Origin of the sequence: Microcoleus sp. Aus8_D2 (assembly GCF_036702665.1) — a bacterium.
Taxonomy (GTDB): domain Bacteria; phylum Cyanobacteriota; class Cyanobacteriia; order Cyanobacteriales; family Microcoleaceae; genus Microcoleus.
This window is the reverse complement of sequence record NZ_JAUBUN010000006.1, coordinates 54,187-68,429: the sequence shown is the minus strand read 5'-3', so window position 1 is coordinate 68,429 and position 14,243 is coordinate 54,187. Positions and strand designations below refer to the sequence as shown.

Annotated in this window: 10 protein-coding genes and 1 tRNA gene; 5 read left to right on the top strand and 6 right to left on the bottom strand. The window is 47.1% G+C overall.

All coding sequences use genetic code 11. From position 1 onward, the window contains the following. From QUB64_RS06750 to dpdE, 5 genes are all read left to right on the top strand, one after another. Nucleotides 1–1,224: calcium-binding protein (locus QUB64_RS06750; protein WP_369124797.1), on the top strand; the 1,224-nt coding region annotated here is incomplete at its 5' end. Between the two features lie 333 nt (nt 1,225–1,557). Further along, a tRNA-Gly gene (locus tag QUB64_RS06745) sits at nt 1,558–1,629 on the top strand. A 54-nt stretch (nt 1,630–1,683) separates the two neighbouring features. Continuing rightward, nucleotides 1,684–2,631, top strand: a complete 948-nt coding sequence (gene trhO, locus QUB64_RS06740; RefSeq protein ID WP_333267058.1) for an oxygen-dependent tRNA uridine(34) hydroxylase TrhO — start codon at nt 1,684–1,686, stop codon at nt 2,629–2,631. Between the two features lie 277 nt (nt 2,632–2,908). Further along, the gene (locus QUB64_RS06735; protein WP_333267056.1) at nt 2,909–3,565 is read left to right on the top strand and encodes a glutathione S-transferase; all 657 of its coding nucleotides are present in this window, start codon (nt 2,909–2,911) and stop codon (nt 3,563–3,565) included. A gap of 203 nt (nt 3,566–3,768) precedes the next feature. Beyond that, nucleotides 3,769–7,104, top strand: a complete 3,336-nt coding sequence (gene dpdE, locus QUB64_RS06730) for a protein DpdE (RefSeq protein WP_333267054.1) — start codon at nt 3,769–3,771, stop codon at nt 7,102–7,104. Nucleotides 7,105–7,310: 206 nt separating this feature from the next. Here the strand turns inward: dpdE and QUB64_RS06725 are convergent, their stop codons facing one another. The 6 genes from QUB64_RS06725 to QUB64_RS06700 form a co-directional block, all read right to left on the bottom strand. Beyond that, nucleotides 7,311–8,561, bottom strand: coding sequence for a pentapeptide repeat-containing protein (locus tag QUB64_RS06725; RefSeq protein WP_333267052.1), 1,251 nt, complete (start codon nt 8,559–8,561; stop codon nt 7,311–7,313). A gap of 84 nt (nt 8,562–8,645) precedes the next feature. Beyond that, nucleotides 8,646–9,284 carry a Uma2 family endonuclease gene (locus tag QUB64_RS06720; protein WP_333267050.1) on the bottom strand — a complete coding sequence of 213 codons (639 nt, stop codon included), beginning with the start codon at nt 9,282–9,284 and terminating at the stop codon, nt 8,646–8,648. Nucleotides 9,285–9,381: 97 nt separating this feature from the next. Further along, nucleotides 9,382–9,969, bottom strand: coding sequence for a Uma2 family endonuclease (locus QUB64_RS06715; RefSeq protein ID WP_333267048.1), 588 nt, complete (start codon nt 9,967–9,969; stop codon nt 9,382–9,384). Nucleotides 9,970–10,008: 39 nt separating this feature from the next. Beyond that, nucleotides 10,009–11,175 carry a pentapeptide repeat-containing protein gene (locus tag QUB64_RS06710; protein ID WP_333267046.1) on the bottom strand — a complete coding sequence of 389 codons (1,167 nt, stop codon included), beginning with the start codon at nt 11,173–11,175 and terminating at the stop codon, nt 10,009–10,011. Between the two features lie 853 nt (nt 11,176–12,028). Continuing rightward, nucleotides 12,029–13,531, bottom strand: a complete 1,503-nt coding sequence (gene gatB, locus QUB64_RS06705) for an Asp-tRNA(Asn)/Glu-tRNA(Gln) amidotransferase subunit GatB (RefSeq protein WP_333267044.1) — start codon at nt 13,529–13,531, stop codon at nt 12,029–12,031. Between the two features lie 333 nt (nt 13,532–13,864). Beyond that, complete coding sequence (locus QUB64_RS06700) at nt 13,865–14,161, bottom strand: hypothetical protein (protein WP_333267042.1); 297 nt, start codon at nt 14,159–14,161, stop codon at nt 13,865–13,867. Between the last annotated feature and the right edge of the window lie 82 nt (nt 14,162–14,243).

Sequence of the window (14,243 nt, the reverse complement as noted above, 5' to 3'; positions counted from 1 at the left end):
ACAGGAACTCTGGGATTAGGGCGACAAGGTACAAGCCTGGTAGTTGACCTCAACAAAGACGGAATCACCCGGGCTACGGATGACGTGGTGATTTTAGACTTCTTCGGTGCATCGCCGACTGTCGCAGGTGCTGGCTTTATCGAAACCATTAACAACCTCTCTGGTACTGCGATCCTTGCTGCTAATCTCACTGACGCTACGGCGCCAACAACGCCAACGCCAACAACACCAACCCCAACAACACCAACCCCAACAACACCAACCCCAACAACACCAACCCCAACAACACCAACCCCAATACCGAGAAGAATACCTACAACGCCTACACCGGAAACAACGCCCACACCACCCACACCAACAACCGGCACAACCACAACGTTAGTCACGGGTACAACCACAACGTTAGTCACAGGTACAACCACAACGTTAGTCACGGGTACAACCACAACGTTAGTCACAGGCACAACCACACCTGCACCCGTTTTCAATCCGTCGCCGGATCTGTCGATCGCACTGCCGATCGCACCCACAGCCACGCCTACACCCACGCCAAGCGGCTCACGGCCTTCTACCCAGGGCAGCAATCGCGACGACATTCTAGCTAGCACCGCCAGTAACAATCTCCTGTTTGGCAATGGCGGAAACGATTCCTTGGTAGGCAATAGCGGTAACGACACATTCTTCGGAGGCAAAGGCGACGACGCCCTATTTGGCAACAGCGGCAACGATAGCCTGTTTGGCAATCGTGGCAACGACACCCTTGTTGGGGGCGACGGCCAAGATACCGCATCAGGAGGCAAAGGTGATGACGTTATTTTTGGTGGCGGCGGCAACGATCTCCTCAATGGCGATCGGGGTAACGACTTCTTGGTTGGTGCTGACATTACCGCTGCTAATCCCGGCCGCGGCGAAATAGATACGCTGATTGGCGCGGATGGTAACGATACCTTCTTGCTGGGAGATGCAGTCAAGTTCTACTACAACGATGGCATCGATAGCAGCACTGGCGCAGCCGACTACGCTTTGATTGTCGGCTACAACCCCAGTCAAGATCTCATCCAACTTCAAGGCGCTCCCAGCACCTACGTGCTAGGCGCTTCTCCCGCTGGATTGCCCGCTGGAACGGCTATTTTCAAGAAGACTCCGGCTGCGGATGAATTGATTGCGATCGTCCAATCTGTTTCTTCCCTGAGCCTTGATAGCAGCTCTTTGCGCTTCGTTTAAGCGTTGAGGGCGATCGATCGGGCGATCGATCGCCCGATCGATCGTTTCTCCAATAGCCTCGGCGGTTGAAACCGCGACGACACAAACGATGTCCGCCGGACGCCGACTCAAGAGTAGAATCTGTAGGGTGCGTCAGTTCTCAGGTTTGTACGAAAAATTCCGGCGATCGAGACTGACGAACCCTACTAATTTTGTCTGGATGGGCGATCGACAACCCCCAAAAATTCATTCTCAAAATCATTGACTAAAAATCCGAAAATCGTCGTATAATGTTTATCTAGTCATTGTTTACCGCAATCCCTAAAAAGTAAAAGCCAGTAAAACAGACTAAGCGCGGGCGTAATTCAGTGGTAGAATGTCAGCTTCCCATGCTGAACGTCGTGGGTTCGAGTCCCACCGTCCGCTTTGACTGAATTTTCATATAAATATGAAAATCAATTAGTGCTATCAATTCGATCTATGGCTAATTTCTTAACCGCTGCATTATATAAGTTCGTTGAACTATCCGATTTTGCCGACCTAAAAGCACCGCTAATCGATTGTTGCGATCGCAACAACGTCAAAGGCACCATCTTGTTAGCAGCCGAAGGCATCAATGGCACGATCGCCGGTTCGTCGGAGGGCGTGCGCGCAGTGCTCGCATTCTTGCGTAGTGACGCGCGTTTTGCTGATTTGGTTCACAAAGAATCTTTTTCCGAAAAAGCACCGTTTTACCGCCTGAAAATCCGCTTAAAACGCGAAATCGTCACGATGGGCATACCCGATATTAATCCATCTCTCATGGCTGGCAAATATGTCAAGCCCGATGAGTGGAATCAATTGCTTGACGATCCTGATGTTGTCATAGTTGATGTGCGTAACGACTACGAAGTATCTATGGGTACTTTTGCAGGCGCTATCAATCCCAAAACCAAAAGCTTTTCCGAGTTACCTGAATGGGTGCAGCAAGAAACTGCTTTGCGCGATAAACCCAAGGTGGCAATGTTTTGCACGGGTGGCATTCGCTGCGAAAAATCTACTGCTTTTTTGCGATCGCAAGGTTTTCAGGAAGTCTATCATCTGGAAGGCGGGATTTTAAAATATTTGGAAACGGTTCCGGAAGCAGAAAGTCGTTGGGAAGGTGAATGTTTTGTCTTTGATGAACGGGTTTCTGTTGTTCACGATCTAAAACCTGGTAACTATGAACTTTGTCGCGGTTGTCGCCATCCGATTAGTCAGGAAGATAAGGCTTCTGAATTTTTTGTGCTGGGCGTGAGTTGTCCTCATTGTCATGACTCGAAAACCGAAGCTAAAAAACAAGCCTTATTAGAGCGGCAGCATCAGATTGAGCTTGCTAAGCGTCGCAACCAAGTACATATGGGCGCGTGCTATGATGCTAAGGAAAAATTCGAGGGTGCGATCGATTAATTAGTATTAGCACTAAGCTGAAAGAAACCGGGTTTCTCTGAAAACTCTGGTTGGGTGACGTGAAATCTAGAAAGAAACCCGGTTTCTGACTCCTGTAATATTAGCGCGTTTCTCCAAGAAACCGGGTTTCTCTGAAAACTCTGGTTGGGCGACATGAAATCTAGCAAGAAACCCGGTTTCTGACTCTAAAGCCTTCATTCTTCCTTCTTCCTGACGACTAAGGACTACTGACTAAGGACTACTGACTCATGACTACTGACTACTGACTAAGGACTATATGTCAACAATATATCCAATTTTATATTCATTCCGTCGCTGTCCCTATGCTATGCGCGCACGCTTGGCGCTAATGGTTAGCAATCGCGCGTGTGAGTTGCGGGAAGTTGTTTTGCGAGACAAACCACAGGAAATGTTGGATGTATCTGCAAAAGGTACGGTACCGATATTGATTGATGTTGACGGGCGCGTACTAGATCAAAGTATTGATATCATGTTGTGGGCATTGGAACAACACGATCCTGAAAAATGGTTGATTCCTGAGCAAGGTTATGTTGCAGAAATGCTAGCACTAATTGCTCAATTTGATGATAAATTTAAATATCATCTCGACCGTTATAAATATCCCGAACGTTATACTGGTGTTGATTCCCAAGTGCATCGATCAGAAGGTTCTGTATATCTAGACAAACTCAATGCACAGCTAAGCATGAACAAATATTTGTTTGGTAATAATGTAGCATTGGCTGATATGGCGATCGCACCTTTTGTCCGTCAATTCGCCCATACCGATAAAATTTGGTTCAACGAACAGCCCTGGATTCCCCTACAAGCTTGGTTAACAGCCTTCACAGACTCGGAAATTTACGCCTGTGTGATGCAGAAATACCCGAAATGGGAATCGGGGAATGCAGGCGTTATTTTTGGGCGATCTTAATTACCTATCAAGCTGTTTGATCGTGAGGAATGCGAGTCCGCAGAAAAGAGAGGAGTAAAGTCCTCACGATCGAACCTTGTGGTTCGATCGTGAGGAATGCGAGTCCGCAGAAAAGAGAGGAGTAAAGTCCTCACGATCGAACCAATGTTATTCTAGTCCCTCAGGCGTTAGTGTATTCTAATAGATATTGTCAGGCTAAAATTATGATTGATGTTGGTTCATTAGTTCGATCGCCCAAAAACGATATGGGAATCGGAAAAGTCGTCGAGGTATCCCACCCAGACGCCATAGTTGAATATTTTTGCTCAGTAAAAAACCGCATCCGCAAAACTGTACCCCTCGGTTTGCTACAAGAAGCCAGACTTCAGCGCCAAACCCGCTGCTATCTCTGGAGTACAACTCAGGAAAGATGGATAATTGGTCGAGTTTATGACTGGGACGAAGATAAGTTAGAGTACGAAATTGACCTCCCCGACAGCCAAAGTTTGCAAGCTGTCGAAGCCGAGCTTTACGTTCGCTGCAATATCCCGATCGCCGATCCGATCGACATTTTAGCAGTCAAAGGCCAAGAAACGCCGTATTTTCACGATCGCCGCTTGGCATTTGTCCAATCTGCGATCGAACAGCGCGCCGTCAGCCGCGGTATGACCGGGCTAATTTCTGCGAACATAGACCTGTACCCGCACCAAGTTGAAGTCGTGCGGCGCGTCCTAGAAGACCCAATTGTACGCTATTTATTGGCAGATGAAGCAGGACTCGGCAAAACAGTAGAAGCCGGCACAATTCTCCGCCAATTTCTGCTCGACGATGCTAACGGACGTGCTGTGGTAATCGTTCCCAAATATTTGCTGGAACAGTGGCGACAAGAGTTAGAAAATAAATTCTATTTGTCTCATTTTGCTGATAGAGTGCAGCTTGTTGCTCTTAGCGAAATCAATCAAATTAGCCGCAATGCTAACCTAGATTTTCTGATTGTTGATGAAGCGCACGAGCTCGCAGCAATGGCCAAATCGAGCGATCGCAATCAGCAACAATCCTTTCAACTCTGCCAGAAACTAGCTCACAAAAGCAAAAACTTATTGTTATTATCTGCAACGCCAGTTCTCGGCCGCGAGCAAGATTTTCTAACAATGCTGCACTTGTTAGATCCGACAACTTACCGTCTTGATGATTTGGAAAGTTTCAAAGAACAGGTGCAAAACCGTCAGGAAATCGGGCGCGCCTTGCTGGATTTCCGAGAAACAGCACAGACTTCTGTTTGGGAAACAAAACTCGATCAACTCCGCAATTTGTTTGCCAAAGATGATTATTTAATCGGATTAGCAAATGAGTTAGAAACTTGTTTTAAAACCGCAGAAACTACAGAACAATCTCGCCTTGTCCGAACTATTCGCACTCATGTTAGCGATACCTACCGCCTGCACCGCCGAATGCTCCGCAATCGCCGGGATGCGGTGGAAGATGTGATTTTCGATCGCGATGCTGTCCCCAAAGCCGAGTACGATTTGAATGACGAACAGTGGTCAGAAATTCAAACTATACTCGATAAATGGCGCGCTGCTGCTCCCAAATCCAGGGAATATCAGAGAATTTTTCTGCTGTTTTTCCGCGCTTCTGGTACTTGGCTGAATGTTTTGGAACGGGTTGTAAAAGCTCGTTTGCAGAAAAAATCCAGTCCAGAGCTCGATCGCGAATTCGGACAAAGCGACACCGCAATTTTGACCAGAATTGCACTGTTTCCAGAAGAAAGGGCAATGCTCGAAACCTTGCTCAACACTGTCGCAAAGCCCCAGGAAGGGTTCGATCGACCGGGTTTGTTACGAATCGCAATTTTGCGATTTTTGGCAGTTGCTTTGAAGGTTCCGCGCGAGTATCACAGCAATCCTCGCGATTTGCTCTCCAGAATTCAGCAGCAAATTAAACGGCCGATTCCGGGCGAGCGTTTCCCGAAAATTGTGATTTTCACCAGTTTTACGGTGACTTGTCAAGAGATTGCCGAAAATTTAGCTAAAATCTTTGGTAAAAAGGCGATCGCCAGCCATGACACGAGCAAGTCTGCGGATGATGTTGAGGCGAGTCTCCATCGGTTTAAGACTGAACCGCACTGTTTTATCTTAGTTTGCGATCGATCGGCTGAAACAGGCGTCAACCTGCAATTGACAGATTGGTTGATTCACTTCGATTTACCCTGGTTTCCCAACCAGTTAGAACAAAGACTCGGCAGAGTCGATCGCATTGGCAGCAAAATGGGAGTACAATTTTGTTTGTTTGCAGGCCCAGATCTGCCCGATAGTCCCCACGAAGCTTGGTTTCAAGTTTTAAAAGACGGGTTTGATATCTTCAACAAATCTATTGCTAGCCTTCAGTTTTATGCCGATCAAAAACTGATCGAGCTTGAAGAAAAGTTGTTTGCTGAGGGAGCAAAGGGCTTATCCAGCGAACTTGAATCGATTCAAACTGAAATCGAACAAGAGAAAATCAAAATAGACGAACAGTACGTTCTAGATGAAATTGATATTCTCGATGACAGCGCATCTCAGTATTTTGAATCCCTCGATAACTGCGATGCTCGCCATAAAGAAATGCAGCGGGCGACAGAAGGTTGGCTGTGTCAAGCTCTCCACTTCAAACAAATCGAACATCCGAGTATATCGGGGTTGATGCGCTATCAACCTACTCAAAAAACCTTGATTCCCTCGAAGGATTTGACAACTCGATTGGTTCCGTATTGTCAGCAGTATGGTAGCTACAATCGGCGCATTGCTCATCAGAATACAGATGTCGTTCTTTACCGAACAGGAGAGGGATTAATTGATGCACTGGGCGCTTATGTTCGCTGGGACGATCGGGGTCAAGCTTTTGCGATGTGGCGCCACGATGAAAGTTGGGACGCTGCGGAAGGGAAGGAATGGTTCGGCTTCCAATTTAATTATTCAATCCAGACTGATGTGCAGCCTGCTGAGCAAATTTTGCAAGCACAAAACATCGAAAATTACAACTTAAAAGCTTTGCAGCGGCGGGCTGATGCTCTGTTTCTCCCAACTTTTGAAACTGTGTTTGTAGATGCTCGCAGCGAGCAGATGTCTCTGGTGGAAAATGCGGAACTTTTGGCGATTTTGCAGCGGGCTTATAAGGGGAAAGGCGGGCCGAATCGGGATTACAATTTGTCTAAAAATCGCACTTCGCTGATTGACAATTTTGTGGATTCCCTGGATTGGGATGATTTTTGTCAAAAGGGGCGGGTGGTATCGGAGGAATTGCTGCGCGGGCGTGAGGCTTTTGTGGAAATGTGCAATAGTTCCGCTGTCAGTGCTGCTGTTCAACTCGAAAACCGGGTGAATCAATTGCAATTGCGCTTGAATCGACTTTCTCAATCGGAACAACTTTTAGCATCGGTTTTGGCTGATGAAATTAGTACCGAAAGTTTGTTGAGTCAAGCGGTTTTAGCGGGAATTCGCCGCCCGCAGTTGACCCTGGAATCGGTGGGATTTATTGTGATTTCTGGCCGTGCTCCTGTGAAATCGGAGGATGAGGCATAATTTAGCTATAATATCAAATCTGCTCTTCACCGGAATGATTCATTTCTCTATTCTCTCCCTCTGTGTCCTCTGCGGCCTCTGCGGTTTAATCATTCCGGTACAGCCGGATTTGACATAAATCGAAAAGAATACGCAGTCTTTCCTCTACCATCATTAATGTTGTTGGAGAGACTGCACCCCACTGTTCAGAAAGCCTGTACTATCATCTAAACCTCCTCAAAAATTGCTCCCCGCTGCTGTAAATTCAGCTTCACATCATCCGCAAGTCCCGAGTTATTCCCAAACCTGGCTGACTTAACATTCGCACCGCTAAAATTAGCGTTTGTTAAGTTAACTTCGAGCAGATTTGCGCCGCTCAAATCCGCACCGCTGAGGTTTGCTAAAGCCAGACTGGCGCGGTACAAATCTGCGCCGCTCAAATCGGCATTTCCTAAGAAAGCGCCGCTCAAATCTGCACCGCCGAATTTGGCGTTTTGCAGGTTGGCGTCGCTGAAATCGGCATCGTTTAAGTTTGCACCCCGGAAATTTGCCGCCGGGAGATTTGCGCTGCTAAAATCCACTGCACTTAAACTCGTCCCGCGCAAGCTACCACCCGCGAAATCCTGTGCGGGATTGAGATTGGCGATTTTTGCCAGTTGTGTAAAATCGTCGGTTTCAGCGGCTATAATACGATCGACTATTTGCTGCAATTGGGCTTCATCCTGCGCGACAATTTCCACCTCTGGCGGTTCCACCGGAGGCAAATCATAGGATAATAGCGCCCAACTGAGAGCAGGTTGCAGTTTATTTCCTTGCAAATATACAGTCAAGATTCTTTCTAAAACCGAATGTTGATTTGGCGTAATATCGTGCGGCCACAAACCCTCAGCATCTGTTAAATAAATATCTTCTTTCGCAATTTCAAAACTCGCTGCAATCCGCAATGGTTTCGCGACAAACTCTCCCAGTTTAACACTTGTGAGCAAACCTTTTAATACGGGTTTTCCCCGTTCTAATGAAAAAATCCAAACGGGCTTTGTATCGTCCCCGATTGTGGAAACATGACAAAACGTGCAGTCAGTTTCCTTAGTATTTTCCGAATTTTCGCTGTCTCGGACTTCCCCCTGACTTTCGGTTGACGAAATTCCTTTACTGCTTTCGATTGGCGACAGCTTGAAATCTCCGACTAACTGACGCGATGCTAGGGGAATTTCGCAGTTTTCCAGATTTAGCTTGAGCGTTCCGCCTTGGAGACCAAATTTGACGCGGCCGCCCAGCAGCGGTTCCCAATGCTCGTTAAAATTGAGGCTCAAGTGAATGTCGAGCTGCTGGGTTTGGGCTGCAACCGATGGTACTGGAATTGCTTCTAGTTGCATCCACAAGCAATCTGGGTATTTGTTGTGAGACTCTAGCGATCGCATATCGGTAGAAGTGCTGGCTCTGCCAGACTGTGATGGAGTTTTTGACGAGTGCTTCATTTCTAATTTATCACAAGTTGGCAAGTTTTTATTGGTTATGATTATGATTTTTTTTAGTAGTTGGTGATCGGCGCCAATCGCAAGTTAATTGGTTGGTAGTATTTCGCTTTTGACCCCATTCCGAAATGCTTTAACTAATTCTAAATAATCCATTGTTTCCGCCTGGTGCAAAAACTCGACAATTTCTAAAATATGTACAGTGGGGAATGCTAAACTGCGATCGCACGAAAAGTATTCTGTCTTTTCTAATTTGTTGATAATCAGCCGTTCCCCGTTATAAATCCAAACTTCCGGTACGCCGACATCGGCATAAACTTGCAAGCTATTTTCCCAAAAACTCGTGAGATCGAGTTCCACTACTAAATCTGGTGGCGGATTTTCATTCGTGTCGATGCTTGTTTGGCCTTTAATTGCACATAAATTCTGGATGTAAAAACATTCATTTGGTTCTGCAATGCTGAGTTCTGGACGCTTGAAAGTTGTGGAACCGACGGCTGCAATGTTCAGTCCCAATTCTTCAGCGAGGGTTTCAACAAATCTACCGATTATTGTTTGGTAAAATTGGTGTTCTGGAGAAGGTTCCAGAATCTCTAGATTGCCACCATTGTATTTCAGTCGCAGTGGCAGGTGACTGAATTCGGCGACCAAGGTTTCGTAGGTTTGCCAAGTGATACCCGATAGCTGGATGTTTTGGGTTGGCGAGGTGAGATTTTCAGCGGTCATAGCGGTATTTTGCTGAGTAGTTAGATCGCACTTTTGGATTATACCATCAATCCGGGCGATGGCTACGCCCCGGCTTGCGCCTACGCACTCCTCACCTTCACTCACCCATCTGCGCCGGAAATACCGCAGATAAATCGAGAGACAAATCTGGGAAACCTGGAATTACCACAACCTCATTCCGCAAAACCACTCGTTTGACTCGATAATCGAAACCACCTGTTTGTTTCTGATAAGGTTCGCTGTGCATTTCCAGTTGAATATCTACCAAATTAAATATCCAATAATCAGAAATTCCCGATTCAGCATAGAGAGATAACTTGGTTATCCTGTCGTATTTCAAAGTAGAATCAGAAACCTCAATTACCAATAAAATATCAGCAGCTAGAGGGTGAGAAGATAAATAATTATCAGAGCGATTGCGGGCAATCACCACATCAGGCTCAGGTTCGCTATCATCAGACAAGATAATTGGGTCTTGACCGCGCACGATCGCTCGTTCTTCCAGCAGTGGGTACAATTTTTTAAGCAAGAGCGAGTTGCAAACAGAGTGAAACGTACCTTTTGCAGCCATTTTGATAATTTGTCCGCGAATCAATTCAAATCGGTTATCGGACTCAAAAAAACCCAGTTCTGCCAAACGGTGATATTCGGCGATCGAGAATCGTTTTGCAGTTACGGCAGTCATAGTTTTTAATTCCCCTCTACCATTACCAACATTCCCATTCTACTCAAAAATCCCGCCCCGCGTCCTCAATTCAACTTTGACCGCTTCCGAAATCCCCAAACAACCAACAAACCTCGCATTCTCAACCACCACATTTTTTAAATCAGCGCGACTCAAATCTGCACCGTTTAAATTGGCACCGCTCAAATCAACACCGCTCAAGTCAGCATTTTTGAAATCAGTGTTTGTCAAATTCGCATTAACTAAAATTGCATTCGGTAAATAAGCACTGCTCAAATTAGCCCCGGTTAAATTTGCACCGGTTAAATTTGCCCTCGGCAACTTGGTTCGCAAATCTGCACCGCTCAAATTCGCGCTGCTGAGCTCAGCATCCCGCAAATTAGCATTGCACAAAGTAGCATCAATTAAAATAGCAGCGCTCAGCAAAGCACCGCTGAGATCCGCCAAGGTCAAATCTGCACCTTGGAGGTTGGTTTCGCGCAAATCCGCACCGTTCAAATCAGCGTAGTTCAAGTCAAAATTCCTTAAATCAGCTCCGGCAAAATCTTCGACTGGATTCAAACCAACTGTTTCTGCAAGTTGGATAAAATCATGATGTTTATCGGTTAAAAACAGTTCCCGCACGATCGCCAATTGCTGCTGTCGGTACTCGTCGGCTTTCTCGTAATCGGCTAAATACTTGTAAGCCAGCTTCAAACTCTTGAGAGCACTGCGCTCAACGCGATCGTCCTTGTGGGCGCGCGCGATCGACAATTGCTGCTGATAACACTCGATCGCACCGGGCAAATTTCCATTAGCATCGCAAGCCAGGGCCAAATTGCCCAAAGCTTCCAACTCTCCGCGAAAGTCGCCAGTCTCTCGCGCGATCGCCAAACGCTTCTGCTGGTAATCAATAGCACCAGAAAAATCCTCAAGGGCACAGCAAGCATTACCCAGATTTCCCAAAGCATTCGCCTCGCCCCGGCGATCGCCAATTTCCCGCGCTAACACCAAATGCTGCTGATAACAGTCGATCGCGCGATCGTAATTCAAGAGCGCCTCGTAAGCCACGCCCATATTACCTAGCGCTGCACCCGATCGGCGCTTATCGTCCATTGAGCGATACAGCGTCAGGGCTTCCTGCCAAGAATTCAGCGCCGCCTCAAATTGGTGCGCCTGATATTGCAAAATCCCTTGCTTGATTAGCTCGCTAGCTTGTTCGCTCATACTGTCAAATTTATTTAATAACTGAAGTTGATATTAATCGGTAATTGGCAATCGGTAATCGGTAATCGGTAATTGGTAATCGGTAATCAGTAATCGGTAATCGGTAATCGGTAATCGGTATGGCCAACTCTCACCAATCTCCCAATCTCCCCCTCTCCCTCTCCCCTCTGGCAATCTCCCCTTCTGGCAATCTCCCCCTCTCCCCAATTCTGACAAAAAAAAGGAGAGTCACCGAAGTAACTCTCCCAACCATCAGGGTGCATCTTAGTAACATAATATAACATATTGAGAATGAGGGGCAAAACCCATTTTGTCAGGTTTTGATGAAAAAGTAGAGTTAGCCCAAAGATTTAAACCTTCCGGCCTGAAGATTACCAGAAAGAATTGGTTTAAAGCGAAGCCCTTGTAGGGAGAAATTAAAATCAGGCTGTTCGTTGCTCCAATCCTCGGACTTCCAGGTAAAGTGCTGTCCCAGGTCAACTGTCCCAGGTCAACTGAACTGCTTCTTATTTTCTATTCCTTTGTGTCCTTAGCGTCTTCGCGGTTCCCAAATTCGGTATTTTTCCACGGAGAAACCACTCGTCGGTATTTTTACGTCCGTGCTCCACAAAAAAAAGACAAAAAAAAGAGAGAGCTACGGAAGTAACTCTCCCTGCCATCAGGGTGCATCTACATAACACAATATAACACGAGGGGAATGAGGGGTGACACCCCTAAATGTGAAGATATTGTCAAGAAATGTAGACTTAAGTGTAAAGTTATCATGAAGCGGGAAGGGCGATCGCGCAGCGGACTCAGGAAAAACCGATCGCCCGCCGCTCGCGTCCGCTACAAAAAAACCCTTAACGGCTGCTTAGGCTGGGCCGTTAAGCTTGGCTGCCAGCAGCTCGTTGGTCAATTTGGGATCGGCCCGGCCACCTGTCTCCTTCATCACCTTGCCGACGAAAAAGCCCAGCAGTTTAGTTTTGCCAGCCCGGTACTGTTCGAGCTCCTTGGGATTGGCGGCCAACACAGCATCAATTGCCCGATCGATCGCCCCAGTATCCGAAATTTGAATCAAACCCTTACTCTCAACGAACTTCTGAGGCGAACCGCCGCCCGAGAGCAACTCCGGCAAAATATCCTTAGCGATTTTGCCGCTGATCGTGCCAGCATCAATTAGCGCCAGCAATTCGGCCAAATCCTGCGGTTGAAACGGAATTTCTGCGATCGCCAGTTTCTCATTTTTCAGATAAGCAGTGATATCGCCCATCACCCAATTCGCAGCTTGTTTAGCCACAGCACCGGCAGCGATCGCTTTTTCAAAATACTCCGCCACCGCTTTGTCGTCAGTCAACACCCGCGCGTCGTAGGGAGAAAGAGCGAGTTGAGTTTCGTAGCGGTATCGCTTTTGGGCCGGCAATTCCGGCAGTTGAGCTTTCCAATCGTGCAGTTGATCTGCCGAAACTTCGATCGGAGGCAAATCCGGTTCCGGGAAATAGCGGTAATCGCTCGCACCTTCCTTAACCCGCATACTGAAAGTACACTGCTTGTTTTCATCCCAAAGCCGCGTTTCTTGGACGATGGTTTCGCCATTTTCGATCGCTTGAATTTGGCGCTCGATCTCGTAATCGATCGCCCGTTCGATCGCATTAAAAGAGTTCATGTTTTTAATTTCCACCTTAGTGCCGAACTCTTGGCGGCCAACGGGGCGCACCGAAATATTCACGTCGCATCTAAGCGAACCTTCCTGCATATTCCCGTCGCCAACACCGATGTAGCGCACGATCCGGCGCAATTCTTGACCGTATTCGGCAGCTTCCGCGCCCGTTCGCAAATCCGGTTCCGAAACAATTTCGATTAAAGGCACGCCGGCGCGGTTGTAATCTACCATTGAATAGGTAGAACCGTTGAGGCGATCGCTGCCGCCGTGAACCAATTTCCCTGCATCTTCCTCCATGTGTAAGCGAGTGATGCCGATTTTTTTTCTAGTAGAATTTCCCGTCTCGTCCACCAGTTCAATTTCTAGCCAACCGTTAGTAGCGATCGGCAAATCGAACTGAGAAATTTGATAATTTTTTGGCAAATCGGGATAGAAATATTGCTTGCGGTCAAACTTACTGTAAGGTGCGATTTCGCAGTTAAGAGCTAGCCCTGCTTTCACTGCATACTCCAGCACTTTTTGATTTAATACTGGCAACACTCCAGGCATTCCCATACAAATGGGGTCAATGTTAGTATTTGGAGCATTGCCAAATTCTGTAGAAGAACTGGAGAAAATTTTAGTATTCGTACTCAATTGACAGTGAGTTTCGAGACCGATAACAGCTTCGTACTGAGTTTGGTTTTTTATCGAAGAGGGTGCAGCAGCAGTCATAAGCGACCTATAAAGACTGAATAACTTTAAGATTATATTTTAGCTGTTTATTGACGAAACCGACTTGAGATTATTTGTCGGGTAGGGACAATTTCATGGGTGTCAACCAGACTGAAACCCCTCACAAATCTCGCCGATCCCCTAGTCTCCATCTCCCTCGCATCCCCCTAAAAAAGACTCACTTTGAGGCTCTTGTCCCCTTTTTTAGGGGGCGCCTGGGGTATCTGGAAGACTTTGAGGCTCTTGTCCCCCCCTTGTCCAGGGCGATCGGCCTTAACAATCGCGTATTGAGATCTAGGCAAGCGAGCTGGACGCACTCGTAAAAAACACTTTTTACCAAATCGGGATGCTCCCCAAAAAAGATTGAGCGGCCATTTGGGCAACTTGCGGCGAATAATTCACCTGATTGCTTGCTTGTGGAGCGCCGCGCTCATCTGGTGGCGATCGGCACACCCAACGCCCTGCTACAGATTGGCGAGCGCCCGACACCCCGAGTTCCGTCGGTATCTTTTCGATCGTCCCCAAACAACAATCCTGTGCGAGAATATACTTAGCGCCGATCTCGCCCCCACGCTTGCCCAGGAGAGTTTTGGGGCGATCGACCGCAATTGCCGATCTGCTGCACGCCAAACCCTTGAACGGGAAGGCTTTAATAGCGCCGCCCCCATCCAACGACCCGAGCCGCGCAGAAATTAATAATTAAAAATGTATA

Coding starts and splice junctions, on each gene's coding strand:
- trhO (WP_333267058.1), top strand. CDS start 1,684: ATGGCTAATTTCTTAACCGCTGCATTATATAAGTTCGTTGAACTATCC.
- QUB64_RS06735 (WP_333267056.1), top strand. CDS start 2,909: ATGTCAACAATATATCCAATTTTATATTCATTCCGTCGCTGTCCCTAT.
- dpdE (WP_333267054.1), top strand. CDS start 3,769: ATGATTGATGTTGGTTCATTAGTTCGATCGCCCAAAAACGATATGGGA.
- QUB64_RS06725 (WP_333267052.1), bottom strand. CDS start 8,561: ATGAAGCACTCGTCAAAAACTCCATCACAGTCTGGCAGAGCCAGCACT.
- QUB64_RS06720 (WP_333267050.1), bottom strand. CDS start 9,284: ATGACCGCTGAAAATCTCACCTCGCCAACCCAAAACATCCAGCTATCG.
- QUB64_RS06715 (WP_333267048.1), bottom strand. CDS start 9,969: ATGACTGCCGTAACTGCAAAACGATTCTCGATCGCCGAATATCACCGT.
- QUB64_RS06710 (WP_333267046.1), bottom strand. CDS start 11,175: ATGAGCGAACAAGCTAGCGAGCTAATCAAGCAAGGGATTTTGCAATAT.
- gatB (WP_333267044.1), bottom strand. CDS start 13,531: ATGACTGCTGCTGCACCCTCTTCGATAAAAAACCAAACTCAGTACGAA.